Source organism: Akkermansia massiliensis, from assembly GCF_023516715.1.
Taxonomy (GTDB): Bacteria; Verrucomicrobiota; Verrucomicrobiia; order Verrucomicrobiales; family Akkermansiaceae; genus Akkermansia; species Akkermansia massiliensis.
Window position 1 is genome coordinate 598,257 of record NZ_JAMGSI010000001.1, and the last position, 25,504, is coordinate 623,760.

The window sequence follows — 25,504 nt, forward strand, 5'->3', positions numbered from 1 at the left end:
CGTGCTGTACAGCCTGGGGCTTATTACCAGGGCACAGATGGCGTTTACGCGCCTTTTTATGCCCATGGCGTCCCTTGTTTCTTCCGGGAAAGCGTATTTATGCGGACGGCGGCGTGTGGCGCACGGAGACGGACTGCCCGGGGTAGATTTCCGGGATGACGGAGATGCTCTTGATGTTTTTGCCCGCAGTCAGGGCACGGAGCATCCGGATGAGCTTGTGAACCGTTTTTGTCTGGTTCTCCTCGTAATAAGTGATGGTGGGCAGCAGGCGCTCCATGAAGGGTTCATACGTCAGGCTGATCAGGCTGAGCTGGTCCGGAATGCTTAAAGAGCGGGCTTCCACCCAGGAAAGGAGGGGAACGATCTGGTTGCCCCGCGTAGCTACCAGGGCGGACATGTCCGGATGTTCCTTGAACGCTTTGGCGAGGTATTCAAAGAAAAGGGGCGTCTCAAACGGGGTGGGAATCAGCACGGGGTTCCAGCCCTTTTCCGCAAAGCTGAAAAAGCCCTTCTGCATTAACTGGTGGCCCTTCAACGGGTCCGGGGGGAGGCACAGGCCGACGGTCCGGTGCCCCTTGTTCCAGAGGTGCTGCGCCGCATGGTGCGTGGTGGCCGCCCAATGGCGGTCCAGATAGGGCAGGTTGCTGCTCTGGTAGGAAGTGCCGCGCACGATGCAGGGAATGCCGTGTGTCTTGAACCAGAGCTGGGTCTGTTCCGAGGAGCGGTGGAGTATCCAGCAGACGCATTCGGATTTGGTCACCAGCTTGGCGAGACGCTTGTCCGGGTTGTTGCCTAAAATCCAGGGAGCTTCAAAAATGCGGACGCTGATGCCGTCTTCCTCCAGAATCTTGGAGATGGTGTACACCTCCGCCAGCACGCTTTGCGCCAGCCTCTTGAGGGGCTGGGGCGTCAGAAAGCCGATAATGCCCCTTTTTTCCTGAACAGGATGGGAGGGGATGGTTTTTCCCGCTCCTTCCTCCGTAGTTTTCAGGATGCGCCGCGGAACCTTGATGCGCGCGGGAGCGATCCATGCCTCCCTCTCCAGAAGAGCCAGAGCCTTTCTGACGGTTTCCCTTCCTACGGACAATCTGTGCCCGAGCTCCCGTTCGCCGGGCAGGATGTTGACCAGGCTGCCGCTGAGGATCATCTGTTTGATTTTATTGGCTACGGTTTCAACCAATGAAGATGCGGGCAACGAAGTCATACTCTTTTATATACGTACTGCCTTGCGTGAATTCGAGTCAATTGTAGGGATTGGTTCCGCAGCCAAATTCAGCGTGAATGTCCTTGTTGCGGTAAGTTGTTGGAATTCTGTAATCTAGATAAAAATATGAGTCCCTGGTCTTTTTTAATGTCGGAAAGTGGAGAAATCATGGGTAAAGGATATATTATTATCAATGGATTACATGTTTCCCGCGTTCGCAGGTGAGTGGTTTGTGATTATTTTATAAAATATTCATAATAAACATCTTGGTTTATCTTTTCTGTCAAGCGGTGTCATTTTTTCATGTCGGTTGGCTCCGCATGCGGCGTGCCTTCCTCCGGGGAAGTGGCAGGAGGCATGCACGTATCAGCATGGATGATTCCTGTCTCTTTTCCGGTGCTAAATCTGCTCAATGAAAGTGAATACCATACCGGGCGCGGCTTATGCGCTGACATGTACGGCAGCATGCTCTGTCCAGGCTCTTCTCTCCGATGCTTCTTGCCTGACTGTTCTGGAAACGGAAAACTCCGGACAGTATATCTTTGTGGCCCCTACGGATGCGGTGGAGGTGTCCGACGAACATGCACTGGTAACACAGACTTTTAAAGTAGCCGCTCTGGGATTGGCTGCCCAGGGCGGCATTCGGCTGGGAGAAGATGCCGTTTTGAAAAATCTGACGGCGGAGGCGTCCACCTTTTCCGGAACCGTCAATGCCAACGGCGGTATCAATGCCGTATCCGCGCTTGCGGCCGGAGCCTCCACAACCGGCCTCAACGCGGGCAGCCACGCCGTCATGTCCGTTCTGAGGAATGTGTACCATCTGGACCACGCGAACGGAACCGTTACCACCCTGGAGGGAAGCAACGTCAAGATGGAGCGTTCCTTGGCGGACTGGTGCGGGCTGTCCTGGGCGGGCACGCTGACGGCGCACAAATGCGTCCTGGTCAAGTCTGCCGTCACCAATACCAATTACGGAGGAGCCATCAGCCCTGCCGGAACCGGCAGCTATGCGCTGGTGATGTCTCTGCTTTCCGGTGTGAATTTGGCCGCGACTCAAACTAAATTCGGCTGGACCGGGTATTCCGGAACCGTCACCGCCACAACGGTGGAGAATATTCCCGGACCGCTTTTTTATGTGGATGCAGCCAGCAGAAAAGTAGTGGCCAGGTCCGGAGACGGACAGGTTGTAACGGAGCTTTCCTGGGCTGCCTTGAGCCTGGACTGGGTATCCCGGCTTGATTTGATTGCGGTTCCCTCTTCATCCGGTACCTGCAGTATTTATCTGGCCCGGCATACGGGGATAAGCTCCGGGCACGGGAACCACTACAATTTCAACCGCCGTCATCTTAATCCACAAGCTTATTACCTGGGGGAAGTTTCTCTGGGGCTCGTCAGCAATGACGTCCACTACGCTATTATAGATACTTGCTCCGCAGAGATGGCCATGTTCAGGGTAAGCGTCATCCAAGGGATTAATCCGGCTGACTATCTTAAAATAGAAACAATTTAACATGAAAGAATTACAATTTTATTTCCCGCGACCCGGCAAGTGGGATGAATTCACGTTGACTGCCGTTTTCCCGGATATGGCGGGGTTTGTTCAGAATCAGCGCTACAGGCACCGGGAGCTGACGCCGGAACAGTTGCAGGCTTTTTCCGAAGTAGTGTCCGCCCTTACCGTTCTGTCTGACGAATGGAAGGCCGTTCAGGCATGGGCGAGGCTGGATATGTGCATGACCGGCACATCCACGGAGGGTAGCGAAGACATGGTCAAAACAGTGGAAGCGGTTACCCTGACCGTGGAAGCTGTCAATGGCCGGGGAGCCCGTAAACTGTTCACCAACGCAAATTATCCAGAATTTACAATTCCGGAAGCGGGGGCGGTGGCATTTTTCAAACATTTTACGGATAGCCGTCAATAGCAGGCAGCCCATCCGTTATCGTTCAAGGGGGGATGCCCAAAGGCGGGAGCTTTCCGTTTTACGCCAATAGGCATGGATGCTCCGAATGGAGCAGGCGTCGCTGCATGCAGCTCATTTTTTAACCGCACAACGAGAGATTCAGCACGTCCGGATTCGCCATATTCGTCAGGAGCATGGACCATCTCTTTTTCTTATTCATTGCAATTCCCTATACAATTATGAATATTCCAATTAAACGATTATTCGTCAACGTGTTCCATAACATCTGCGAAGGCTCCGGAACGGAGCTTCTCCACCAGATCTGCGTCTGGCGCAAGATGGGACTGGAAGTGCCACACGTTTCTTCCAGGGATTGCCTGGGCACTCTTAACGAATTTTGTGAAATCATACCGCATGCCTGAATCCATTTCCATTCTTCCTGCTCTCATTAAACTGGGTGGATTTCAATATTGCGCCAACCATGGCAACATAGGAGATTTGCTTATTGACATCGCCACGCGGCAGTTTTTCCGTCGCCATCATCTGCCGGCGCAGGAAAAACCTCATCGGCATGTGGTGTATGGCGGTGGCGGAAGGTTCGTGTCCTTTTACGGTTCTCTGGATGAGCAGAAAGAGGAACTGACGGCCCGCTCAGTGGAACGGTGCATTATCCTTCCGCACAGCTTTTATCAGGTAGATTCTCTTATTCGTTCCTTTGATGAAAGGCACCTGGTCTTTTGCCGGGAACAGCGTTCCCTGGATTATTGCCTTTCGCTCAATGATCGGGCGCAATTTCTCCCGGCGGACGACATGGCTCTTTACTTCTGCCCTAATTCCTTGCCGTCTTTTATCCTGGAAGAAAAGGGAACTCCCGCTTGTCCGGAACCATGGGCGGTTTCCCTCCTGGAAAAAATCCGGGAATCCGTGCAGGAATCTTCTTTCTGCGCATTCCGCGAAAATTACTGGCAGCAGGGGGCTTTTCTGCCGCGCCGGGGCAAGGAGAGCGCTCTGCCTGCGGAATTGATCCTGGGACGTGATATTTCCGATCTTTGGAATGGCTGGGGTGACGGTTCTGCCGAGCAGGCTTTTCTAATAGGGGGCCTTCTCTCTATTCTGAAGGAATTGGACATCGTCATTTCAGACCGCCTGCACATCTGCATTGCAGGTCTGCTTGCCGGATGCCGGGTATACTTCCTGGACAACAACTACGGAAAACTTTCCGGAGTTTATCGTCAATCCCTGTCCGATCATCCAAGAGCGAATCTCCTTCCTCACTCTGAACTTTCCGTACTTTTTCCCGAGATATTTTCCCTTGTCCGCGAATAGTCTGTTTCCGTCCATAAGCTCCTCTCCAGGGAAAAGGCATGGGCAGGAGATGTGATTCAACCTATGCAGTGGAGTAGCGAATATTGTGATGAGGAACTTACTCTCGTCTATTACAATTATCGTCATTACAATTCAGCTGACGGCAGGTGGATCAATAGAGATCCTATTGCTGAAAAGATAGGGAATAATGTTTATAGAATGATTCTCAATAATCCGGTCAAGCTTGTTGATTTACTTGGTTTAATAGAAAGAGGTCCATTTGATGGAAAACATCCTACTGTCAAATCGTGTTCCTTTGGAGAGTGTTGTCAAGAGAATATAAAAAGATTTTTCCAATGGTTCACGGCATCCAAAACACGTCGTGAAAGAGATTTTACAGATTATTGGAGAAAGTATGGTACAAAAGAATCATGGGATAATCATCGTACGGAATTTTTGAAAGCTAGGTTAAATGCAGTGAACTGCACTAAGATTATTTCTATAAAATAATTAATTCATTACGATACATCCTGAATTGGAAGTAGTACGTGAATGGATAGACGAAGTGGCGTTGCTTACTGGTCCTGGACCATTTCAAGTTCTAATTTCGGATTCTGGGCCTGTGCAAGAACCGGTTGGCAGTGGATGGGATGCATTTTGGGAAGGTGCATTAGCAGGAGCGCTAGCTGCTTTCATTGGTGGACAATTGGGGCCTCAAATTGCATTACCGGAGGAAATCGGTACTGTCCCAATTGGTGCTATTGTAGGAGGAGTTATGGCTTTATAATAAAAAGAATTAATTAATGGCAAAGATTGAAAAAAACATGATTGAAGCTCTCCTTGCACGGCCAACAAGCAAGCAGGTACTGGCCTTTGAAGGAGTCTTTTTGGAAGATTTAAATGATTATGTGAAATGGGCAATTGATTCTTTACATAATTCCCTGGGCGAAGAAATGGACGAAGCCCTGCTTTTGTTGAGTTCGCATTTTGGAGAGCTTTCAATTAATTATTTTGAGTTGCAGGACGATCTCCGAGCATTTGCCTCAGCCGCCAGAATAATTCCTCCAAAAGGCAAGGATGCCGTTAGGCTTTATTGTCTTGGATGTCTTCAAGATGTTGTCTGTGGTTTGAAAGGAGGAGTAGAATCTGAAAAAGACATGCTTCAGCATTTATCAGATTTACTTGGAAACTATACAGGGGTGGATGAATTTGGATTGATTCCGGAAATGGAATACCATTGGTGGCATCTTCAACAAGGAGAATCCCATGACGATATTGTAGGAGATTTTTGCAGGGAAGCAGAAAGACTAGTTCATTTGTTGCATGTAAAATTACATCGCGAGGGCGAATATTGGAAAATTACAGTAGAATAATTTTTAATATAAAGTATGTAATTACTGATGATTTTATTTATAGATATAGTGTTCCGGAAAAAGTTTCAGAAATTATATCTATATAAACACACGAGTGTTTCTTCTGGAAATTATTGCTTTCAGTTTTCTGCTTCTTAACCGAGAGCTGTTAACTGATAAAAGAAAACCCTGAAAGGATTAAGCTTTCAGGGTTTATTTATTGGTACCGCCGGTGGGACTCGAACCCACACTCTTTTGGAACTCGATTTTGAGTCGAGCGCGTCTACCATTCCGCCACGACGGCACGTGAAGTGGAAGAATTAAGCGGCAAGAGGGCTGTGGAGTCAAGAATTTCCTGTGGAATGTGGGAAGCCTGCCGAAAAAACGGAGGGAATCCACAGTGGATTCCCTCCGGAATGTTTCCGAATGGGAAGAACGTTTAGAACGAGTAGCGCACGGTAGCGTTAACGCTCTGGTTGGTCATGTGTTCCCTCTGTTCCAGATGGTAGAAGGCTCCGGCGCTCCAGGCGCTGGAAATGACCCAGTTCAGCCCCGCATGGACGATCAGGGCGTGGCGTCCCGGATGGACGCCGTCTACCCGGAAGGGCGTGCCGAAGGCGTCCGTTTTCACGGAAGCGTTGCGGCGGGAGACGTCTCCGGCGTAGGCAACCGTCATCTGCGGCAGCAGGTACTGGCCCCTGCCGACGGCGATCTGCTTCTGCCAGGTGACGCCGGCGGGGATGCTCCAGTTCTGCACGGAGCCGTCCTGGTACCAGGCGGTGCCGGAACCGGAACGCTCCCCGAAGGAACCCTGGGAGCCGTGCAGGAATTCAATGCCTGCGAAGGGTTTCAGCACATCCGTGCTGCTCAGGCGGATGTTCCAGGTTCCCTTCAGGCCGAAGCCGTACACGTCATCGTTCCAGGAGGCGGTGGCGGGTCTGCCGCCCAGCGTGCCGTCCGCATCGTTGTCCATGCGGCCGTAGGTGAAGTAGCCGTCAATGTCCACGCTGTTTCCACGGAGCAGGTCGCGGTGGTAACGCTGGTAGAGGGCCAGCATCAGGCCGTCCTGGTCTGCCTTGAACTGCTTGTCCGCGGAGTGGAAGGAACCGAAGGTCTGGCCGAAGGCCGCGCCGGATATCCAGTTTTTCGTCCAGGCGTAGTCCATGCCCACGGCATAGCCGCCGCCCTTGTAGTCAAAGCCGGAGGCTCCCGTGGCGGAGGAGACGTTCATGAAGTCCCCCAGCCCGGAGAACCAGATGTTGCGCGCTCCCGGTCCGCGGAAATCCAGTTGGGAAGCCGCCGTATGGGCGAAGCTGTCCACCACCCGGACGGAGGACCACAGCGTGTTGGCGATGCGGGAGGCTTCCTCTCCGCGCAGGGCCTTCACGGCGTTGATGTTGACCTTGCCGCTGAAAATCAGGTGCAGGCCGTCGTCGGAAACCGTGAAGCCGGTATCCGTGACCAGGTCCGTGCGGCCCTTCAGCGTGGGGTCGATGCCGGTGAGGTCCCACAGGGATCCGTCCGGATCAATGACCGTATCGGGGTCCAGGTTGACCAGGGAGAGGGAGAAGCTTTGTTCCTTGCTGAAAAGCAGGTTGTCTCCAATGACCACATTGACGTGCGCTCCATCCACATGGTAGGAGGAAGAGACGTTCATTTGGGAATAGGTGTCCGCTCCGGTATGGGCGGCGTCCGCCGCCGCCGTTCCGTTCACGATGAACGTGAGTTCCTGCACTCCCCCCCACGCGTTCAGGCCGCCTTCATAGTTGTGGTAGCCTGCGGAGGAGCCGGAGCCGATCACGATTTCACTGCCGTAATAGGTAACCTCTCCCTTGAAGGCGCCGGAACCGGAGACGGTAGAACCGCTGTTGGTTTCCACGCCGGATAGAACGGTGGAGCCGTTCAGCACCAGATGCCCCGGATTAGCCGGATGGGCGAATGCCTCACCCAGGCGGATGCTCCCGCCTTCCACGCCCAGACTGGCGTCCCAGCCGTCCAGAACGAGGGTGGCGTTGTTGCTGATGACGACGTTTTCCGCCGCATAGGAACCCCTGGCGACAACCTTCACATCCTGTGCCGTGACGTTGAGGTTCGCGAAGGCGCCTCCGTCGGCGGCGGAGGCGCTGTAGCCTGCCGTGCCGGAGTGTTCCCAGTTCAGGGTCTGTTCCTTTTCATCCTTGCCCGCCAGCGTCAGTTGTCCGGAAACGCCGCTGACGGCTCCGGAGGAAATGACGGCGTCCGACTGGCTCAAGTCAGCCTCCCCGCCTTCCAGCACGATGCCGTGCTCAGGCAGGTTTTCCCCGATGATGACCTTGGAGCCTTCCCCCACATGGATGCTTTCTCCGGGGTTGACGACGATGGGGGCGCCTTCACCCAGGAATACCTGGCCCTGGAGGCGGTAGCTCATGCGGTAGTTTTCCAGTTGGAAGTTGTCCACCCTGGCTCCGTACATGGCGGTGATGCCGTTCTTGATCTGGTCCAGCGTGACGACCCAGGCGGAATCCGTGGCGTTGAGCACCGTGGCGCCTACCGTGGCGTTTTGCGCCAGGTCCAGAGTTACGTTCAGGCCGTCAAAGCCCACTTCCAGGGCCGTTCCCGCCGCATTCTGCACCAGGGTCCCGTTGAGCAGCGTCATGCCTTCCGCAATGGTGAGCGTGCCGCTGCCGGAGATGGAGCCCTGGTTGTTGACGACGGCCCCGTCACGGAGTATCTGGGAGTTCCCGGTCAAGGTGACGGCAGAGCCGTGGCCCACGTTGACCCGGTTGAACAGGCCGGCAGTTTTTTCCGTGGAGATGGTCCAGTTCGCTTCGTTGTCCGCACTGCCCACGTTGAGCGTGACGGAGGAATGGTGGGTGGCCGTATCGGACTTGCTGGTGTTGACGGTTGTCCTCACCGTATAGTCAAACAGTCCCGGAGCGGCGTCCGTTCCGGACAGCAGCGTAATGGTATCCACGGAGCCTTCCGCTCCGGAGCCGCCCAGTTCCCAGATGCCGCTGATGGAAGCTCCGGCGTGGACGGTGACGTTGTCCGCCGTGTTTTCCGTGGAGAAGCCGGAACCCGTATTGGACCCGCTGTACAGGGCATACCCCGTTGCTTCGTCCCCCGTCGCCGTTGCTTCAATGACGCCGGTGGAACCGATGGTCGTCGTGATGCCGGCTCCTCCCATCAGGGCCGCCGCCGTGCTGCCGGCAGTTGCCGCTCTGACGGTTCCGTTGATAGTGCCGGTGGTCAGGGAGAATTCCGCCAGCAGCCCGTAGGCTTCCGCAGCTCCCGTGGAGGAGGCGGAGATGAAACCGCTGATGTTTCCCACGGACAGGGAGCCCGTGGAACGTGCCCCGGCGGCCGTTCCGGCCATGGCTTCCGCCCGGATGGAGCCGCCCACATTGCCGATGGTAATATTGGAATGGGTCTGGTAACCCCCTTCTTCTCCGGCGAAGAGGCCGTAGGCGTCCATGCCGTTGGTCGTGGCGGTAACGCTTCCCGTTGCTCCCATGTCGCCCAGCGTGATGTTTTCCCTGGCTTCAATGCCGATGGCGGAAAAGTCCTCGCTTTCATCATTGGAGCCGGAGGCTGCGGTGATTTGACCGTCCAGCCGGGTAATGTTCACCTGCCCGTAGTTGGACTGGATGCCTCTGGCTCCGTAGCCGCCGGCCGTCGCCGCGGAAATGCTGCCGGTGGAGGAAAAGGTGCCGATGTTGACGTCCTTGTAGCGCGGGCCCTGGTAGTCCATGGTATTTCCGTAGGCATACAGTCCCCTCGCATAGTTTCCTGTTCCCAGGTCCACGGAGATTTTGCCGGCCATCGTTCCAATGTCCAGGCGCCCCTGATAGGCGTAAATGCCATTGGAGGAGAAATTGGCCGTGATGGAGATGAGGGCGTCTTCCGTGATCGTTCCGATGGAGAGTATTTTCCCGTAGCTCCGGATGCCGGTGGCATTCGTTCTGGCTGCGGAGATGTTGAATGTTCCTGCTAGGGTGCCGATGTCCACATTGACTCCGGAGGAGGTGTCAATGCCGAAGGCGTTGTTTGCCGTGGAGGAGACGTTGAATACGGCATCCCCGGCAATCGCGCCAATGCTGAGGGTGCCTGATTTTCCCCAGATTCCGCGCACGTTGCTGGAGCCTGTCACGTTGAATGTGGCGGAGACCGTTCCCAGGGCCGCATCTGAGGCGGTTCTGGCTACAGTGGCGTCATAAGCGCCGGCCAGGTCTTCCCTGGCAGTATCCTGGGCATGGACCGTTCCCAGCATGCCGAGGCAGGCCAGGGTCATAGCCACAGCCTGCATCCGGTGCCTGGCGTGGCACGGTGTTTTTTCAGGAGTGTTGAACATTCCGGACTTCAAGGAGGCCGGACCATCATAGTCTGCTCCGTTCAAGCGGAGCGTGTTGGATGAATGCATGTGTATGGTCTGAATGCCGGAATACTCGCCGGCGGTTCATAAAATACTTCGGGGCTGGCGATCTGGCTCATTGCAGGTTTTTAAGCCGTGCAATATACAGTGGCGGTACCGCTCCGGATTCACACCGGATTCCCCATCTATTTCCTGCCCGTACCACGGGCTTCCCGGAAGCGCCTCCGGTTGGTGAGGGAGGCATGGCATGCCTAACATATCCTCCGGACCCTGTCAATTGGAACTTTTTCTTGCGTTTGGCTCCCTGTTTCGTATTGCCATGAAGGACGGCCATGCTATCATGGCGCCCCGGATGTTCGTTATTGTATTTGGCATATGTATGAAGCGTTAACGAACTCTCCTTCACATGCGCCGGGCATCGTCCGGGGAAGGAAACTGACGGAGAAGTGCCGTGACCCGTGGGTAGATATTATCCGTGTGCTGGCCATGTTGCTTATCATGATCCAGCATACTCCCGCTTCTCATGGCTTCACTGTGTATGCAACACGTGCGGGCGTATTTTTCTTTTTCATGGCGGCGGGTTACTTCCTGGCCCGGAAGTATGGGGGCAGCCCGGCCCCGGTGCCCTGGCTTAACTGGAGAAAAGCGTTTCTGATTCTGTGTGCCTATTTGTTTTGGATTTTCGTTTCCATGGCCTTGTTCGGGTTTCCCGCGGACATTGTAAAATGGATGATCGGTCTGGGAATAGGGCGCCCTCCTTTGGGAACTGTTTTATGGTTTTTGCGGGATTTAATGGTGTTTGTGCTGGTTTCAGGAGCGTTATTCCGGATGCCGCGGGCCTGTCTGCTCATTCTGTCCATGGCCTCCCTGGTGCTTTTCAGTACGAGCAATTCCCTTTACTTGTCCTTCGAATACATGGACAAGGTTTTCTGCGTTATCCATCCCAGGGGTTTTGGAGCATTTGCCCTTGGCATGTTTTTGTGCCGTTATTCCCTTGAAGAGTTGAAGAATGCAGTCGGTAAAGCGTGGCTGTACGTGCTGATGGTGTTTCCCGTTATTTTTATATGGGAAATGTACAGCACCGTTCAGGAGTCTGCGTTATCCTTGTGCATGGGCGTGCTGTGGCTGGCATCCTGCGCCTTCTTGATGATGCGGTATTTTCCGGGAATCTCCTCTTTCTGCGCCCGTTTGGCTCCCTCCGTCTTTTTTGTATATGCCGCGCATGCCCTGGTTTATGAGGGCATGCTCAGGCTCGGTTTTCCAAGGGGAAGCTTCTGGATATGGGGAATGGCCGTACCCCTTGTTTTTCTGGCTCTGAGCGGACTGTACTTTTTACTGGCGCGGATGTGTCCGGCAGTGTTGAAGTATATTGCGCTGAAGAATTGACCGTCTGCTATTTTTTTACGGTTACGGGAAGCCCCGCAACCATGAAGTAAACTTCGTCCGCGCTTTTGGCTAGAAGCTGGTTGGCGATGCCAAGCCCGTCGCAGTAGTGGCGCGTTTCCGCGTCCGCCTGGCTGATGCCCATGCCGGTTTCAGAGGAGACCAGAACCCAGGGCACGGGGGATTGGGGGATAAGTTCCTTCAAGGCCTCTATTTCCTCAATCAGCGCTTCCTGGAATGGTTCGTAGTCCGTAGGGTCCTTCTGGGCGTACAGGGTATTGGAGGTGAGCAGGGTTACGCATTCCAGAATGACGCCGTCCACCTGATCCAGCAGGCCGGATTCCCGGACGGCGGCGGCCACATGGCGGGGGCATTCCAGCGTAAGCCAGCTTGCCGGGCGCCGTTCCCGGTGCTTGCGCACGCGGTATTCCATGGATCCGGCTCCGGGCCACACCTCCGCCGTGGCGACGTACAGGATTTTTTTCCCGAATCCGGCGGCTATCTGTTCGGCGTATTGGCTTTTGCCGCTTCTGATGCCGCCCAGGACGAGCGTCATGCGTGCGGGATTGGCGTCAGTGTTTGGAGATGTAGCGTTCATGGGATTCCAGCATGGCCTGGTGGGAGTTCAGAAAGTCGTCCAGGCTGAAGACTTCCAGAGTGATGAGGGGGGAGAAACGGATGTCCCACATGGGGTGGAGGATGGCGTCCAGCGTGGCGGCGGCCATGTGGTGCAGGGATTTGTGGTCCCGTTTTTCCAGCCCGTGCAGGTGGCACATGCGTATGTCCGGCAGCCAGAGCGGCAGCAGTTCTTCCGGCCGCAGGCCTTCCTTCCAGACATGGCCTATGTCAAAGCAGCGGGAATGGGGCGTGGCGGAGACCAGCTTGTCCAGGTAGTCGGTCGGGTGGCGTTCCAGGTTTTCCAGGGCCAGGCATTCCGGAGCGGGCAGATGGGGCGTGATTTGCTCCAGGCTGCGGAGGATGCGTTCCGTTTCACGCTCCGTAAGATGGGGGCGCATGTCCGGGCCGGGAATGTGGTCCGTAACCACGTGCATGACCCACGTGTGGGGCTCCAGTTCCCGGGTCAGGTCAATGGCGCGGATGATGTTTTCCGTGTAGCGGCGCCCTGATTCCTCCGTGGCGAAGCCGCCGTCCGTGGGCAGGTGGACGTTCCACTTGACCCCGGCGTCCGCGGCGATTCCGGCCAGCTCCCGGATTTCCGCCGGGGTAATGAGTCCCTCCCCGTGCTCTCCGGCTTCCAGCAGGAGCAGGGCGATGTCATCCGCGTAATGGACGCATTCCCTGATGGCGGGGACGTAGTAGTCCGGGATGATGAAGGAGGTGCAGCCGATGTTGAGGCCCGGAACGCGGCATTTGTGCGGAGTTTTCATAAGGTGCAGAAGGTGAGCAGGACGAGCCATTCCGTGCATTCCACGGTGCAGCCGAACACGTCCCCGGTGACGCCTCCCAGGCGGCGGCGGGCATACAGGAGCAGGGCCGTGGAACCGGCCAGGGCCGTGAGCAGGGCGTACAGCCCGTGCCATCCTGCCAGCGCGCAGGCAGCCAGGGTGACGGCGGCGGCTATCAGGTCGTGGACGGGGCGCGTCCCTTGCTTGAAGGCTTCCCCCATGCCGCCGGGGCGCGCGCCCGGAAAGCGCATGGCGATGAAGATCTGGCTGCGGGCCAGCAGCCCGGCCAGCGCGCACGCCGTGAGCAGCAGCTCCCATGAACCGCAGGCCGCCAGCGCCGCCAGCGCGGCGCCCTTGAAGGCCAGGTTAAAGAACAGGGCCGTGCCGCCGAAGGTGCCCAGGCGGGAGTCTTTCATGATTTCCAGCCTGCGTTCCCTCGGCACTTCCACGGGCAGTCCGTCCCCGCAGTCCGCCACTCCGTCCAGATGCAGGCCGCCCGTGATGGCTACCCAGCAGGCGCAGCCGATGACGCCGCAGACCAGCGAGGGGAAGAGCAGGGTGGCCGCCCAGGTCAGGCCGCCTGCCAGCCCTCCCACGACGAGACCGACCAGCGGGAGCCATGCGGAGATGCCGTTCAGGTCGTTTTGCAGCGGCCACGGGCCTACGGGCAGCCGGGTCAGGAAGCCGAAGGCGGAGCGGATGGTGGTAATGACGGCCATGGCGCAGGGAAAGGAGGAGTTAGCGCGGAACGGTGATGTCCAGTTCCGGCAGGGTTTTCATTTCAGACAGCACGCGCGTGGCGGCGTCCAGCAGAGGAAAGAACAGGGCCGCCCCCGTGCCTTCCCCCAGGCAGAGGCCCAGGTCCATGTACATGGTGACGCCGATGTGGTCCATGATGAGCTTGTGCCCCGGTTCCGCGGAGTTGTGGGAACCGATGAAGTACTGAGCCGCTTCCGGGCGTATGCCCTGGGCGATGGCTGCCGCCGCCCCGGCAATGAAGCCGTCAATGACGATGGGGACGCGCAGGGAGGCCGCGCCCAGCATCAGTCCGGCCATGGCCCCTATTTCCGGTCCTCCTACCTTCGCCAGCACGTCGATGGCGTCGGAAGGGTCGGGGTTGTTCAGGGCGATTCCCTGTTCGATGAGCTCTATTTTTTTACGGATGACTTCCCCCTTGACGCCGGAGCCGCGCCCCGTCACGGTTTCCACCGGGGTTCCCGTGAGCACGGCCACGATGGCGGAAGAGGGCGTGGTATTGCCGATGCCCATTTCTCCGGCTGCCACGATGTCCAGCCCCCTGGCTTTTTCCTCCCGGGCCATGTCGATTCCCACTTGCAGGCATTCCAGCGCCTGTTCCCTTGTCATGGCCGGGCCCCTGCTGAAATCGTTGGCTCCGTGCATAACTTTTCTTTTCACCAGCCCCGGCAGGTCGCCGAAGTCGTAATTCACGCCCACGTCCACCACGGAGAGGCGGGCTCCCGCGTTGCGCGTGAAGGCGTTGATGGTGCCGCCGCCTTGAAGGAAATTGCGGGTCTGGATGTAAGTGACGTCCGTGGACGTCAGGCTGAGGCCGTGGTCGGCAATGTGGTGGTCCGCGGCGAAGAGGACCACGGCTTTGTCCTTCAGGCGCGGCGCGGGATTGCCGGTCATGGCGGCAATCTGGATGGCTACGGGTTCCAGCTTCCCCAGCGCGAGGGGGGGCTTGGCCAGTATTTTCTGATGTTCCAGGGCGGTTTTGGCGGCCTGTTCGTCCAGCGGGGGAATATGCAGTTTGTTCATGATGGTCAGAAGCGGGGAATGAAGAAAAGGATGAGGGAGAAGACCAGCGTGCCCGCGGCGGCGGTCATCCACATGAGGCGTATGGCCAGGGCCAGGTCACTGACGGCGGCTTCCGTGCGCCCGGTTCCTATCCACGGATAGTCCGCAGGAATCCCCTTGTAGGAGACCGGACCGCCGATGCGGAGGCCCAGCGCGCCCGCGAAGGCCGCCTCGCTCCAGGCGGAGTTTGGGCTGGCATGGGCGCGGCGGAAGGCCCAGCCCGTAGTGAGCGCCCTCCGGGCGGAGGTTCCCTTCACGAAGAGGGCCGCCAGGGAAATGCACGGCAGGATGAGGCGCGCGGGGATAAAGTTGAGCGCATCGTCCGTGCGGGCGGCAAAGGTGCCGAAGCGTCTGTACCGGTCGTTCTTTTTCCCCCACATGGCATCCAGAATATTGAAAACGCGGTGCGTCAGCGCGGCGAAGGCCGCGCCGAAAGGACCTCCTGCCAAACAGCCTGCTGTAGCCCAGAACAAGGTGGAAAAGACGCCGTCCGTCAGATTTTCCGCCACGCTTTCAATAGCCGCCCTGGCCATGCCGTGACGGTCCAGCCGTTCCGTGTCCCTCCCTACGATCATGGAAACGGCGTGCCGCGCCTCGCCGTCCTTCCCGCTGCGCAGGGCGTTCGCCACCCGCAGCGCATGTTCCGCCAGGCCGCGCGGGGCCATGCAGATGTAAATGACCAGAACGGCCGGAATCCAGGGAATCCACGGGGAGGGGAAGACGGAAAAGGGAAGGCAGAATACCGCGCAGGCAAGCCATGCGGCGGCGCAGGTTCCTAAAGCCGCCGCCGTTCCCGCCGTAAAAGTCCCTCCCCACAGCCGCCGTGCCAGGGTTTCCGCGCGGCGCGCGCACCAGCCGATCAGGCAGACGGGATGGAACCTGTTGGGCGGATCCCCCGCCAGAATATCCAGCAGAAGGGCCGCAGGCAGGATGAACGGGCACGGAAGCATGGGTCAGCGTTTCAGTTGAAGAATACGGTAGATGGCCTTGAGGTCCAGATGCTCCCGGACTACGTCCGCCAGGCGGTCCAGCGCGCCGTCCAGGTCATAGGAGGCGTGCAGGGATGGATTGGGGGACAAACCGGAATCCACTCTGACCATGTTGATGAACGCGCGGCGGAACTCGTCGCCGTCCAGCATGCCGTGCAGGTACGTGGCCCAGATTCGGCCTTTGCCGTAGCCGCAGGGGGAGCCGTCTTCCCGGAACATGATGGGGACGCTCGCTCCCTCATGGCGGGTGACGCCGTGGTGGATTTCATAGCCCGCCGCGGGAGGGGCCAGCGGCGTGCTTGCCCGGCGCACGTTGAGCAGGGTTTTGGCGGCGGCGAAAGTGGTGGAAAGCTCCAGCAGGCCAAGCCCCGGCGTCCGTTCCTCCGCGGATTCCATGTGCAGCGGGTCCAGAATGTCCGTTCCCAGCATTTGCAGGCCGCCGCAGACGCCCAGCATCCACTTTCCCTGTTCAGCGTGCCGGCGGATGGGTTCTTCCAGCCCTGCGGCGCGCAGTCCGGCCAGGTCCGCCGCCACGCTCTTGGTGCCGGGCAGGATGACCAGGTCCGGGTTCCCCCATTCCTCCCGTGTCCGCACCTGGCGGAGGCGAACGTCCGGCTCCGCCGCCAGCGGGGCGAAGTCCGTGAAGTTGGAGACGTGGGCGGGCATCACTACGGCCACGTCCAGGCAGTCCGCGTGCCTGGCTTGCTCGTCCTGTTCAAAGGGCAGAGCGGCCCGGTCCTCTTCCGGAATGCTGATGTTCCGTATCATCGGGATGACGCCCAGCACGGGCCTGCCCGTACGGTCCAGCATGTAGCTGTGCGCCGGGGCCAGCAGCTCCGGGTCTCCGCGGAACTTGTTGACCACAAAGCCCGCCAGCAGCTCTTTTTCCCAGGGGGCGAACGTCATCCACGTCCCCAGGAAGGAGGCGTACACGCCGCCCCGGTCAATGTCCCCGGTGAGCAGAACTTTGGCGCGCGCATAGCGGGCCATGTTCATGTTCACCACGTCTGCGGATTTCAGGTTGATTTCTCCGGGGCTTCCGGCCCCTTCCAGGCAGAGGACGTCATACTCGTCCGCCAGGGAATCGTACGCCCGGCGCACGTCCGGCCAGAAGCGCCTTTTGGCCGTAAAATATTCCCGCGCCTCCATGTGGCCTACGGCACGCCCCATCACGATCACCTGGGAGCCGGTGTTGGAATGGGGCTTGAGCAGGATGGGATTCATCCTGGCATCCGGGTCGATGCGGCAGGCCTGGGCCTGCACCATCTGGGCGCGGCCCATTTCCTCCCCCAGCGCGGTTACGCCGGAGTTGAGGGCCATGTTCTGCGCCTTGAACGGGGCCACCCGGTGGCCGTCCTGAAGAAAAATGCGGCACAGGGCCGCCGTGAGCACGCTTTTTCCAGCATCGGAGCAGGTGCCCTGAATCATCAGGGCCGGTTTGGGCAGTTTGCGGAGAATGGCGGGGCCGCCTCCCTTCAGCTCGGCCCGCAGGGCCTCTGCCAGCAGGGCGTGTTCTTCCGGCGTGCGGACGCCTGCACGGAACCAGCCGCCGTTTTCCAGCCCCGGATAATTGGAGCAGTCGCGCAGCGCGATGCCGTGGTTTTTCAGGAGCCGGGCGGCCAGGCCGGAAGGCGCCCCCGCCAGACGGAAGAGCAGGAAGTTGGCCCCGGACGGCAGCACGGCGGCGCCCGGCAGGGCAGAAAGCCTGCGGAACAGGTCTTCCCGGCGTTCCCGGTTCAGGGCGCGTTCCCCGTCCGCCCATGAAGGCGGCTGTTCCAGCACGGCCCGCGCCGCAGTCGCTGCAAAGGCGTTCACGTTCCACGCGGGCAGGGACTGCCTCAGCCGTTCCGCCAGTGGAGCGGCGCAGACGGAAAAGCCGCACCGGACGCCGGCGATGCCGTAAAATTTGGTCAGGGAACGCAGGACAACCAGGTTGGGCAGAAGGGCCGCGTCACGGAGAAGCGATTCCGTTCCGTCCGCGTAGTCAATGAAGGATTCGTCAATAATCCAGACGACTCCGGGGCGGTTCCGCACGGCCTGCCGCAGGGCCGGAACGTCCAGCAGCCCGCCGGATGGATTGCAGGGATTAGCCAGGAAAACGGCGCTTCCGTCTGCGGCCTGTTCCGCCGGCAGGAGGGAAGACGGAATGAAGGAATCCCGTTCCTCCGTCCGGATGGAAAGAACGTCCGTGCCGTGGCGCAGGCAGGCCAGCCTGTATTCGGAAAAAGCGGGTTCCGGAATGACGGCCCGTTTCAGTTCCAGCGCGCGCGGGAGGGCGTGAATCAGTTCGTTGGCTCCGTTGCCGAAGGTGAAGCAACCGGAAGGCAGCCCGTAATGAACCGCCGCCAGTTCCCGCAGCTCCGCCATGTCCGGGGAGGGGTAGGGAACGGCTGCATCCATGGCCTTCCACAGCGCGGAGGCAATGAACTCCGGCATTCCCTCCGGCCTCAGGTTGACGCTGAAATCCAGAATCTCCCGTTCGGGCCGTCCGGCGTCCGCCGCCAGGGATTTTAAATCCCCTCCGTGTGAAAAACTGTTCATGCCGTAGTAATTAAGACCGGCGTTCCAGGATGGCGCCTGTTCCGGAAAAAGGAAGGAAACGCCTTGAAGAAACGGTTTTTCCGGAAGTTGGGAACTCCTCTGAAAACGGAAATCCTTCCCCGCTGCGGGAAGGAGGGTGAAAGGCGTGTCATGGGCGCATCATGTCCTGTACGCGCCGGGGGTGACAAGACAAAAATGGAGAACTCCGGTTGGAAAAACGGGATGGCGCGCGGCGGCTGAAAAGAGGAAGCGTCCATAAAGCGGCGGAATGTTCAAAGAAAAATTTTTTTGGCTTGTCATACCGGTCTCTTTGGTATTTCATCCGTCTCATGAACCCTCATGGGAAGGGTTACAGACCTCAGGGACGCCCGTAGCCGGGCAGGAAATAGATTGGGGAATACCGGTGTGAATCCGGAGCGGTACCGCCACTGTAAGCGAGCCTGTCTCGCAAGCCAGAAGACCAGCCTGTGGGGTTGTCCAACTGTTCGGCGAGTTACCGAACGTAAGGCACCACAACCATGCTTTATACGAAGAAAGCCCTTCAGATGGGCGCTATTGCCGTTGGCCTTGCCGCATTCGCAGGCCAGTCCTCTCTTGCCGAGTCTGCTAAAAAAGAAGACTCCAAGCCCTCCGCCAGTTCGGAAACCATGCAGGTCATGCCGGAATTGACCATGGCGTCCCACTTTACGGGCGTGCCGTACAACCGGTCCGGGGTATCCGTTTCCATCATCAATCCGGAAGAATTCCAGAAAGCGGGCATTGAAACCCTGACAGGAGCCCTTTCCCAGACTCCCGGCGTCTTCACGCTGGACGGCGGCGGCACCTGGCAGCGCGGTTCCGTGAGCAACACCGTCATCCGCGGGATGAACAAGGAAACCTACACCCTGACCATGGTTGACGGCATGCGCATCAGTGATGTCAACATGTCCGGCAACAAGCTGCTGGGGATCACCAATCTCTTTACGGTGGACAATGTGGAAGTGGTGAAGGGCGCCCAGGGCGCCGTCTTCGGTTCCGGCGCCATTGGCGGCGTTGTCGCCATGGACACCCCGGAAGGGGAAGGCGATCCCGTGACCAGGATTTTTGCGGAAGCCGGTTCTTTCCATTCCTTCAACAGCTACGCGACTTCCTCAGGCAAGATCAAGAAGCTTTCCTACTTTGTGGGCGTGGGGTTTGAATCCACGGAAAACGATCCCACCATTTATCCGGCCATTTATGACAACCGGAAAGGCATGAACGACTTCCGCCAGTGGCAGGAAGCCGTGCGCCTGGGCTATGACGTCAATGACAAGGTGAAGGTGGGCTTTACCTACCGCCGCCTGGATTCCTACTTTGAATACCCCACGCCGTATGTGGATTACGACCAGTGGCCCGCCGTGACGGACCCCCACCTGTACAACACGGAAGACAAGAACCGCAGCAACCTGGTGACGGGGCGCGTGGATGCGGAAATTACCAAGCTGTGGTCCACCAGCTTCATGATCGGGCATTACAACATGGACTATTCCACGCATACGCCGGGCTTCGATTTCCAGCCCAACGTGATGTGCAACCGCCGCTTCCAGACGGAATGGCGCAATGCACTTACGTGGAACAAGGAATGGAAGACGGTCGCCGGCATGGCCTGGGACCGCTCCGACTACATGAGCGAAAACAATTACGTGGCCAAGGATGAATGGCAGAGCACGCTTGCCTTCTTTGCGGAGCAGATGTGGGCGCCCACGGACAACTTTGACGCCAGCGTGGCCCTGCGCCTGGAGCATGATTCCGTCTGGAACAACCACTTCACGTGGCGTTATTCCAATTCCTGGAAGGTGACGGGCAAGGATTCCCCCACCCGTATTTTCGGTTCCGTGGGTTCCGGATTCCGCGCCCCCACCTACTTTGAACAGTACGCCGCCAATTACGGCTACGTGGGCAATCCGGACCTGGATGTGTCCAAATCCCTGGGCGGAGACCTGGGCGTGGAACAGCGCCTGGCGGACAACCATTACGCTTCCGTGACGGGATTCTGGACCCGCATCAACGATGAAATCGGCACCAGGAGCGTAGGCACGTGGCCCAACTCCTACACGACTTACGACAACTTCTCCCACGCCACTTCCTATGGCGTGGAAGTAGCGTTCAAGGGGCAGTTCAAGGATGCGTGGAACAGCGGCTATTATGCCAACTACACCTTCACGATGCCCAAGCGCGACTCCATCGGCAAATATGAAACCATCCAGATGGCCAATACTGCCCGCCACACCATCAACGCGGAGGTTTATACCTCTCCGGTTGAAAAACTGACGGTCGGCTTCGGCGTAACATCCGCCATGGGCCGTACGGACTACAACTATGCCCGTCTGGACAACTTCTTTACGGCGCGTTTGTTCGCCAGGTACCAGGTGACGGACAATGTGGCGTTTCATGTGCGTGTGGAAAACCTGTTTGACCAGAATTTCATCATCACGAATGACTATAACTTCGGACCGCGCCAGGCCCGGGGGCTGGGAGTCTTCGGCGGCGTGACGGTCGAATTCTAATTGCTTTTCAGGACTAATTGTTGATTGCACCCCCATCTTCCGTCTTGCGGGCTGTTTCAGGCGAAGGGAACAGCCACGGGCGGAAGATGGGCTTTTTGTTTTCCGGTGGTTCCGGAATCGGTTAACATGCGGCGGTAATCTAAGCTGTGTTTCGCTGGCTGTACATTCTGGGGGCGTTGGTCCTCGCCGTCTTTCTGGGAGGAGTCCTTTACTTCGCCCAGCGGGAAGCGGACGTTTGGCATGAGGCCTCCGGACGGACGGACGGCAGGGGCATGCCTGCCGTGTTTGACGGCTTCGTGGAACGGTGGAACAGATCTGTGGAGCGGGAACTGCTCCGGGAACTGGCAGGCGGCGAGCGGAAGAAAAGCCTGCTGTCCGTCTCCCGTGGCGATGGGGATGGGCGGCGTCTGGCCGAGCAGGAGCGTTCCGTGGAACGCATCGGCAGAAGGCTGGAGCTGAAAGACCATATCCGCCAGCTTCCCCTGGAGGAGGTTCCTGCTGGATTGGAATGGCAGACCGGAATGGAGGAACCGGAAGTGGGTGACCCCCGGGCCGTGAAAGGGGGGCTGGTCCGGCTGTGGATCAATACGCCGTTTCCCGGAACCCTGCGGGCGTTCGGACCGGGAAGCGAGACCTTTTTCAACTACTCCGCCATTGACAACGTGTGGCTTCCCCTGGTGGGGTTGCATCCGGAAACCTTCCGGCCCATTCCGGGGCTAGCGGACCGCTGGGCCGTCTCCGCGGACGGGAAAACCGTTTTTTACCATTTGGACCCGGAAGCGACGTACTCGGACGGCCGCCCCGTAAGGGCGCAGGACTTCCTGCTGAATATCTGCCTCCGCACGTCCGGCTTTGCCCGGGACCCCTTCTGGACCACCCTGTTCCGTTCCACGTATGACCAGATTACGGTATACGGGGATTCCGTCATTGCCCTGACGCTTCCGTCACCCGGGCCGCTGCTGCCTTACATGGCCTGCGTGGATTTCCATCCGGCCCATCCCGGTTTTTACCATGATTTCAACTCCCTGTTTCTGGAACGCTACCAGTGGAAGGTTCCGCCGAATACGGGGGGCTACGTGGTGGTTCCCGGTAAAATACGGATAGGCGAGCGCATCACCCTGGCCCGCGTGAAGGACTGGTGGGCGAAGGACAGGAAATACTACCGCTATTCCTGCAATGCGGACCAGGTGGAGCATGTATTTGTAAACCTGGAAAACAAGGCGGTTGAAATGTTCCGCCGCGGGGAGCTGGACATGATGAACGTCCGCAAGCCGGAAGTGTGGGAAAACAGGCTGGAACTGCCGGAAGTGCACCGGGGCTACATAGACAAGTACAGCCTGGAAGCCGGTTATGCCTGCCCCCCGTACGGCCTGTACCTGAACTGTGCGGACAAGCTTCTGAAAAACCCCGGCATTCGCAGGGGGCTGGCGCATTCCGTGAACATGGGCATGGTGATTGATACCCTGTTCCGCGGGAATATGAGAAGGCTGGGCTCCTACATGGAGGGGTACGGCGATCTGACGCTTCCGCTGAAAGCGCCGGAATACAGCAAGAAAAAAGCCATGGAACATTTTGCCCGCGCCGGCTACCGGGAAATGGGGGAGGACGGCGTGCTGAAGAATGAACGGGGGGAACGGCTGGTGGTGGAACTGACCTTCGCGGACTCCTCCACCCTGATGACCAATGTTTGTTCCATCCTACGGCAGGAGGCCCTGAAATGCGGGGTGGACCTGCGCCTGGACCCCCTGACCTATAATGTCTGTTCCCGGAAGGTATTTGAAAAACGGTACCAGGCCGCCCTGTGGGCGTGGCCGCTCCAGACGCCGTTCCCCCGGCTTTATGAAACCTTTGCTTCCGAGCTGGCGTACGATGCCCGCGGCAACCCCGTGGGCAACACGAACAATATCTTTGCCGTGGCGGACACGGAACTGGATGCGGCCCTGGACGCGGAGCGGAATGCCCCGGATGGCGCCGCCCTGAAAAAAGCCCTTCAACGCGCCCAAAAGCGCATTCATGAACTCTGCGTCTGGATTCCCGGCTGGCGGGAACCCTACACGTACGTCGCCTGCTGGCGCTGGATACGCTGGCCGGAATCCCCCACGCGGTTCTGTTCCCCCCGGATTTACAACCCCCTGGAATCCCACTTGTACTGGGTGGATGAAAAAATGAAGAAGGAAACGCAGGAGGCCCGGCGCCGGGGCGTTCCGTTTGAGGAAAGGCATCAGGTGATACGTGTTGAAAGACCGGATGACGCCGCTCCGTAATAAAACCAGCCCGCCGGCTCCTTTTTAAATTGAAAGGAGGCGGTTTTTCATCATAATTCCCCTTATTATTCCCTAGAACCGTTTATTGACTCCATTATCATGAAAATATCACTTTTTTCCGCCCTGTTTCTGGCAGGCCACCTTTGCATGGCCGCTCCCATGCCCCTGCCGGAATCCAATGACGGCGCCAAGCATGTCTTCGCCACCAACCAGGAAAACTTCCTGATGGACGGAAAGCCCGTCAAAATCATCTCCGGGGAAATGCACTACCCGCGCGTGCCGCGTGAGCACTGGCAGGACAGGTTCCAGCGCATGAAGGCCATGGGCATGAACACCGTCTGCACCTATCTGTTCTGGAACGTGCATGAACCGGAACCCGGCAAGTGGGACTTCTCCGGCAACCTGGACTTTGTGGAATTCGTCAAGGAAGCGCAGAAGGCCGGCCTGTGGGTCATCGTGCGTCCGGGCCCTTACGTTTGCGCGGAATGGGAATTCGGCGGGTTCCCCGGCTGGCTGCTGAAGGATGCGGACCTGAAGGTCCGCTCCCAGGACCCCCGTTTCCTGGAACCGGCCATGGCTTATCTCAAGAAAGTCTGCTCCATGCTGGAACCGCTGCAGATCACCAAGGGCGGCCCCATCATCATGGCCCAGGTGGAAAATGAATACGGCTCCTACGGCTCCGACAAGGACTACGTGAAAAAACACCTGGAAGTCATCCAAAAGGAGCTTCCGGGCGTGGTGCCCTTTACCTCGGACGGCCCGAACGACTGGATGATCAACAACGGCACGCTGCCCGGCATCGTTCCCGCCATGAACTTCGGCGGCGGAGCCAAGGGCGCCTTTGCCAACCTGGAAAAGCACAAGGGCAAGACTCCCCGCATCAACGGCGAATTCTGGGTAGGCTGGTTTGACCACTGGGGCAAGCCCAAAAACGGCGGCAGTACGGAAGGCTTCAACCGCGACTTGAAGTGGATGTTGGAAAACAATGTCTCCCCCAACCTTTTCATGGCGCACGGGGGCACCTCCTTCGGCTTCATGAACGGGGCGAACTGGGAAGGGGCCTACACGCCGGACGTGACCAATTACGACTACGGCGCGCCCATCTCTGAAAACGGAACCCTGACGGACCGCTACCGTACCTTCCGCCAGACCATTCAGGACTATTACGGTGATACGTACAAGCTCCCCGAACCGCCCGCGCAGCCGGAAATGATGGAGCTGCCGCCCATCACGTTCACGGAGAAAGCCGGCATGTTCAACCGGCTCCCGCAGCCTGTCATCCGCAAGGAGCCCGTGCACATGGAAGCCCTGGGGCAGAGCCTGGGCTTCATCCTGTACCGGACGAAAGTGAACGGCCCGGTGAAGGGAGAGCTGAAAATGAACAACATGCAGGACCGCGCCATCGTTTACGTGGACGGCAAAAGGCAGGGTGCGGCAGACCGCCGCTACAAGCAGGACGCCTGTGACGTGGTTATTCCCGCGGGCCTCCATACGGTGGATATCTTTGTGGAAAACATGGGCCGCATCAACTTCGGCGGCCAAATCCAGGGGGAACGCAAGGGAATCCGCGGCCCCATCACGCTGGACGGGAAGAAGCTGGAAAACTTCCTCATCTACAACCTCCCGTGCAAGGGCGTGGAGCTTCTGTCCTTCTCCGGCAAGAAGCCGGGCGGCGACCAGCCCGTGTTCCACCGTGGATATTTCAACGTCTCCAACCCCAAGGATACCTACCTGGACATGCGGGACGGCTGGAAAAAGGGCGTCGTGTGGGTGAACGGCCACAATCTGGGCCGCTTCTGGTTCATCGGTTCCCAGCAGGCGCTTTACTGCCCCGGCGAATACCTGAAACCGGGGAAAAATGAAATCGTGGTGCTGGACGTGGACGGCGGCTCCGGCACGGTGAAAGGCGTGAAGGAAGCCATTTACGAAGTCAACAGGGACCCTGCCATGGCGGACGTCTTCCGTGTGGGCAAGCCCGTAGCTCCCGCTGCCAGCCAGCTCGTGCACAAGGGAACCTTCGCCAAGGGCGCGGACCAGCAGGAAATCAAATTCCGCGCTCCCGTCCAGGCCCGCTACATCGCCCTCGTCAGCAAGAACGCCCATGACAACGGCCCGCACGCCGCCATTGCGGAGCTGAATTTCCTGGATGCCTCCGGCAACCTGCTTCCCCGCGAACAGTGGTCCGTGGTCTATGCGGATTCCCATGAAACGGCGGGGGAAGCCGCCCAGGCGGGCCTGGTGATGGACAACCAGCCCACCACCTACTGGCACACCAAGTGGCAGGGAGACAACCCCACGCACCCGCACATGATCGTGCTGGACCTGGGCAAGGTACAGAAGCTCTCCGGCTTCCGCTACCTGCCGCGCCAGAACCGGGAAAACGGCCGCATCAAGGACTATGAAGTCTACGCGTCTCCCAAGCCGTTCAAGCCTGTCAAATAGGGATTCCCGGAAATCCTGATCTT

Annotated in this window: 18 protein-coding genes, 1 tRNA gene and 2 riboswitches; of the genes, 10 read left to right on the top strand and 9 right to left on the bottom strand. The window is 58.3% G+C overall.

All coding sequences use genetic code 11. The features are described from left to right. Positions 1 to 97 precede the first annotated feature (97 nt). Complete coding sequence (locus M8N44_RS02500; protein ID WP_102727033.1) at positions 98 to 1,204, bottom strand: GntR family transcriptional regulator; 1,107 nt, start codon at positions 1,202 to 1,204, stop codon at positions 98 to 100. A 418-nt stretch (positions 1,205 to 1,622) separates the two neighbouring features. On the opposite strand from M8N44_RS02500, the gene M8N44_RS02505 reads away from it, so the two are divergent. From M8N44_RS02505 to M8N44_RS02530, 6 genes are all read left to right on the top strand, one after another. After that, positions 1,623 to 2,714 carry a hypothetical protein gene (locus tag M8N44_RS02505; protein ID WP_146021112.1) on the top strand — a complete coding sequence of 364 codons (1,092 nt, stop codon included), beginning with the start codon at positions 1,623 to 1,625 and terminating at the stop codon, positions 2,712 to 2,714. 1 nt (position 2,715) lies between these two features. Beyond that, complete coding sequence (locus M8N44_RS02510; RefSeq protein WP_102727035.1) at positions 2,716 to 3,126, top strand: hypothetical protein; 411 nt, start codon at positions 2,716 to 2,718, stop codon at positions 3,124 to 3,126. A 218-nt stretch (positions 3,127 to 3,344) separates the two neighbouring features. Further along, positions 3,345 to 3,527, top strand: coding sequence for a hypothetical protein (locus tag M8N44_RS02515; RefSeq protein WP_146021113.1), 183 nt, complete (start codon positions 3,345 to 3,347; stop codon positions 3,525 to 3,527). Further along, positions 3,520 to 4,431 (top strand): polysaccharide pyruvyl transferase family protein, encoded by a 912-nt coding sequence (locus tag M8N44_RS02520; RefSeq protein ID WP_102749503.1) that lies wholly within the window; start codon positions 3,520 to 3,522, stop codon positions 4,429 to 4,431. The genes M8N44_RS02515 and M8N44_RS02520 overlap by 8 nt, the downstream gene beginning before the upstream one ends. A gap of 63 nt (positions 4,432 to 4,494) precedes the next feature. After that, positions 4,495 to 4,920: an RHS repeat domain-containing protein gene (locus tag M8N44_RS02525; protein WP_102721817.1), complete on the top strand. Its 426-nt coding sequence runs from the start codon at positions 4,495 to 4,497 to the stop codon at positions 4,918 to 4,920. A 293-nt stretch (positions 4,921 to 5,213) separates the two neighbouring features. Further along, a complete protein-coding gene (locus M8N44_RS02530; protein ID WP_102727038.1) occupies positions 5,214 to 5,783 on the top strand; it encodes a hypothetical protein in 570 nt (189 codons plus the stop codon). 200 nt (positions 5,784 to 5,983) lie between these two features. Here the strand turns inward: M8N44_RS02530 and M8N44_RS02535 are convergent. Continuing rightward, a tRNA-Leu gene (locus M8N44_RS02535) sits at positions 5,984 to 6,066 on the bottom strand. Positions 6,067 to 6,201: 135 nt separating this feature from the next. Next, the gene (locus tag M8N44_RS02540) at positions 6,202 to 10,092 is read right to left on the bottom strand and encodes an autotransporter domain-containing protein (protein WP_180975170.1); all 3,891 of its coding nucleotides are present in this window, start codon (positions 10,090 to 10,092) and stop codon (positions 6,202 to 6,204) included. Positions 10,093 to 10,196: 104 nt separating this feature from the next. Further along, positions 10,197 to 10,344, bottom strand: a riboswitch (cobalamin riboswitch). Positions 10,345 to 10,488: 144 nt separating this feature from the next. Here M8N44_RS02540 and M8N44_RS02545 point away from each other — a divergent pair. Next, positions 10,489 to 11,499, top strand: coding sequence for an acyltransferase family protein (locus M8N44_RS02545; protein WP_102728313.1), 1,011 nt, complete (start codon positions 10,489 to 10,491; stop codon positions 11,497 to 11,499). Between the two features lie 7 nt (positions 11,500 to 11,506). Here the strand turns inward: M8N44_RS02545 and M8N44_RS02550 are convergent, their stop codons facing one another. Genes M8N44_RS02550 through M8N44_RS02575 form a run of 6 tightly spaced genes read right to left on the bottom strand, consistent with a single transcriptional unit; the run spans position 11,507 to position 18,250 of the window. Beyond that, positions 11,507 to 12,094 carry a bifunctional adenosylcobinamide kinase/adenosylcobinamide-phosphate guanylyltransferase gene (locus tag M8N44_RS02550; RefSeq protein WP_102728314.1) on the bottom strand — a complete coding sequence of 196 codons (588 nt, stop codon included), beginning with the start codon at positions 12,092 to 12,094 and terminating at the stop codon, positions 11,507 to 11,509. Further along, on the bottom strand, positions 12,069 to 12,884 hold the full coding sequence (cbiR, locus tag M8N44_RS02555; protein ID WP_180975171.1) for a cobamide remodeling phosphodiesterase CbiR: 816 nt from the start codon (positions 12,882 to 12,884) through the stop codon (positions 12,069 to 12,071). The genes M8N44_RS02550 and cbiR overlap by 26 nt, the downstream gene beginning before the upstream one ends. Beyond that, the gene (cobS, locus tag M8N44_RS02560; protein ID WP_102728316.1) at positions 12,881 to 13,621 is read right to left on the bottom strand and encodes an adenosylcobinamide-GDP ribazoletransferase; all 741 of its coding nucleotides are present in this window, start codon (positions 13,619 to 13,621) and stop codon (positions 12,881 to 12,883) included. Before cobS ends, cbiR begins: the two co-directional genes overlap by 4 nt. 19 nt (positions 13,622 to 13,640) lie before the next feature. After that, positions 13,641 to 14,681: a nicotinate-nucleotide--dimethylbenzimidazole phosphoribosyltransferase gene (cobT, locus tag M8N44_RS02565; RefSeq protein ID WP_102728317.1), complete on the bottom strand. Its 1,041-nt coding sequence runs from the start codon at positions 14,679 to 14,681 to the stop codon at positions 13,641 to 13,643. A gap of 5 nt (positions 14,682 to 14,686) precedes the next feature. Next, positions 14,687 to 15,670 (bottom strand): adenosylcobinamide-phosphate synthase CbiB, encoded by a 984-nt coding sequence (cbiB, locus tag M8N44_RS02570; protein WP_102728318.1) that lies wholly within the window; start codon positions 15,668 to 15,670, stop codon positions 14,687 to 14,689. A gap of 3 nt (positions 15,671 to 15,673) precedes the next feature. Continuing rightward, a complete protein-coding gene (locus M8N44_RS02575; protein ID WP_102728319.1) occupies positions 15,674 to 18,250 on the bottom strand; it encodes a cobyric acid synthase in 2,577 nt (858 codons plus the stop codon). 343 nt (positions 18,251 to 18,593) lie between these two features. Continuing rightward, positions 18,594 to 18,733, top strand: a riboswitch (cobalamin riboswitch). Positions 18,734 to 18,768: 35 nt separating this feature from the next. Here M8N44_RS02575 and M8N44_RS02580 point away from each other — a divergent pair. The 3 genes from M8N44_RS02580 (at position 18,769) to M8N44_RS02590 (ending at position 25,481) form a co-directional block, all read left to right on the top strand. Beyond that, positions 18,769 to 20,775: a TonB-dependent receptor plug domain-containing protein gene (locus M8N44_RS02580; protein ID WP_102728320.1), complete on the top strand. Its 2,007-nt coding sequence runs from the start codon at positions 18,769 to 18,771 to the stop codon at positions 20,773 to 20,775. A 146-nt stretch (positions 20,776 to 20,921) separates the two neighbouring features. Next, positions 20,922 to 23,039, top strand: a complete 2,118-nt coding sequence (locus tag M8N44_RS02585) for an extracellular solute-binding protein (RefSeq protein ID WP_102728321.1) — start codon at positions 20,922 to 20,924, stop codon at positions 23,037 to 23,039. Between the two features lie 99 nt (positions 23,040 to 23,138). Continuing rightward, a complete protein-coding gene (locus tag M8N44_RS02590) occupies positions 23,139 to 25,481 on the top strand; it encodes a beta-galactosidase (RefSeq protein ID WP_102728322.1) in 2,343 nt (780 codons plus the stop codon). Positions 25,482 to 25,504: the final 23 nt, after the last annotated feature.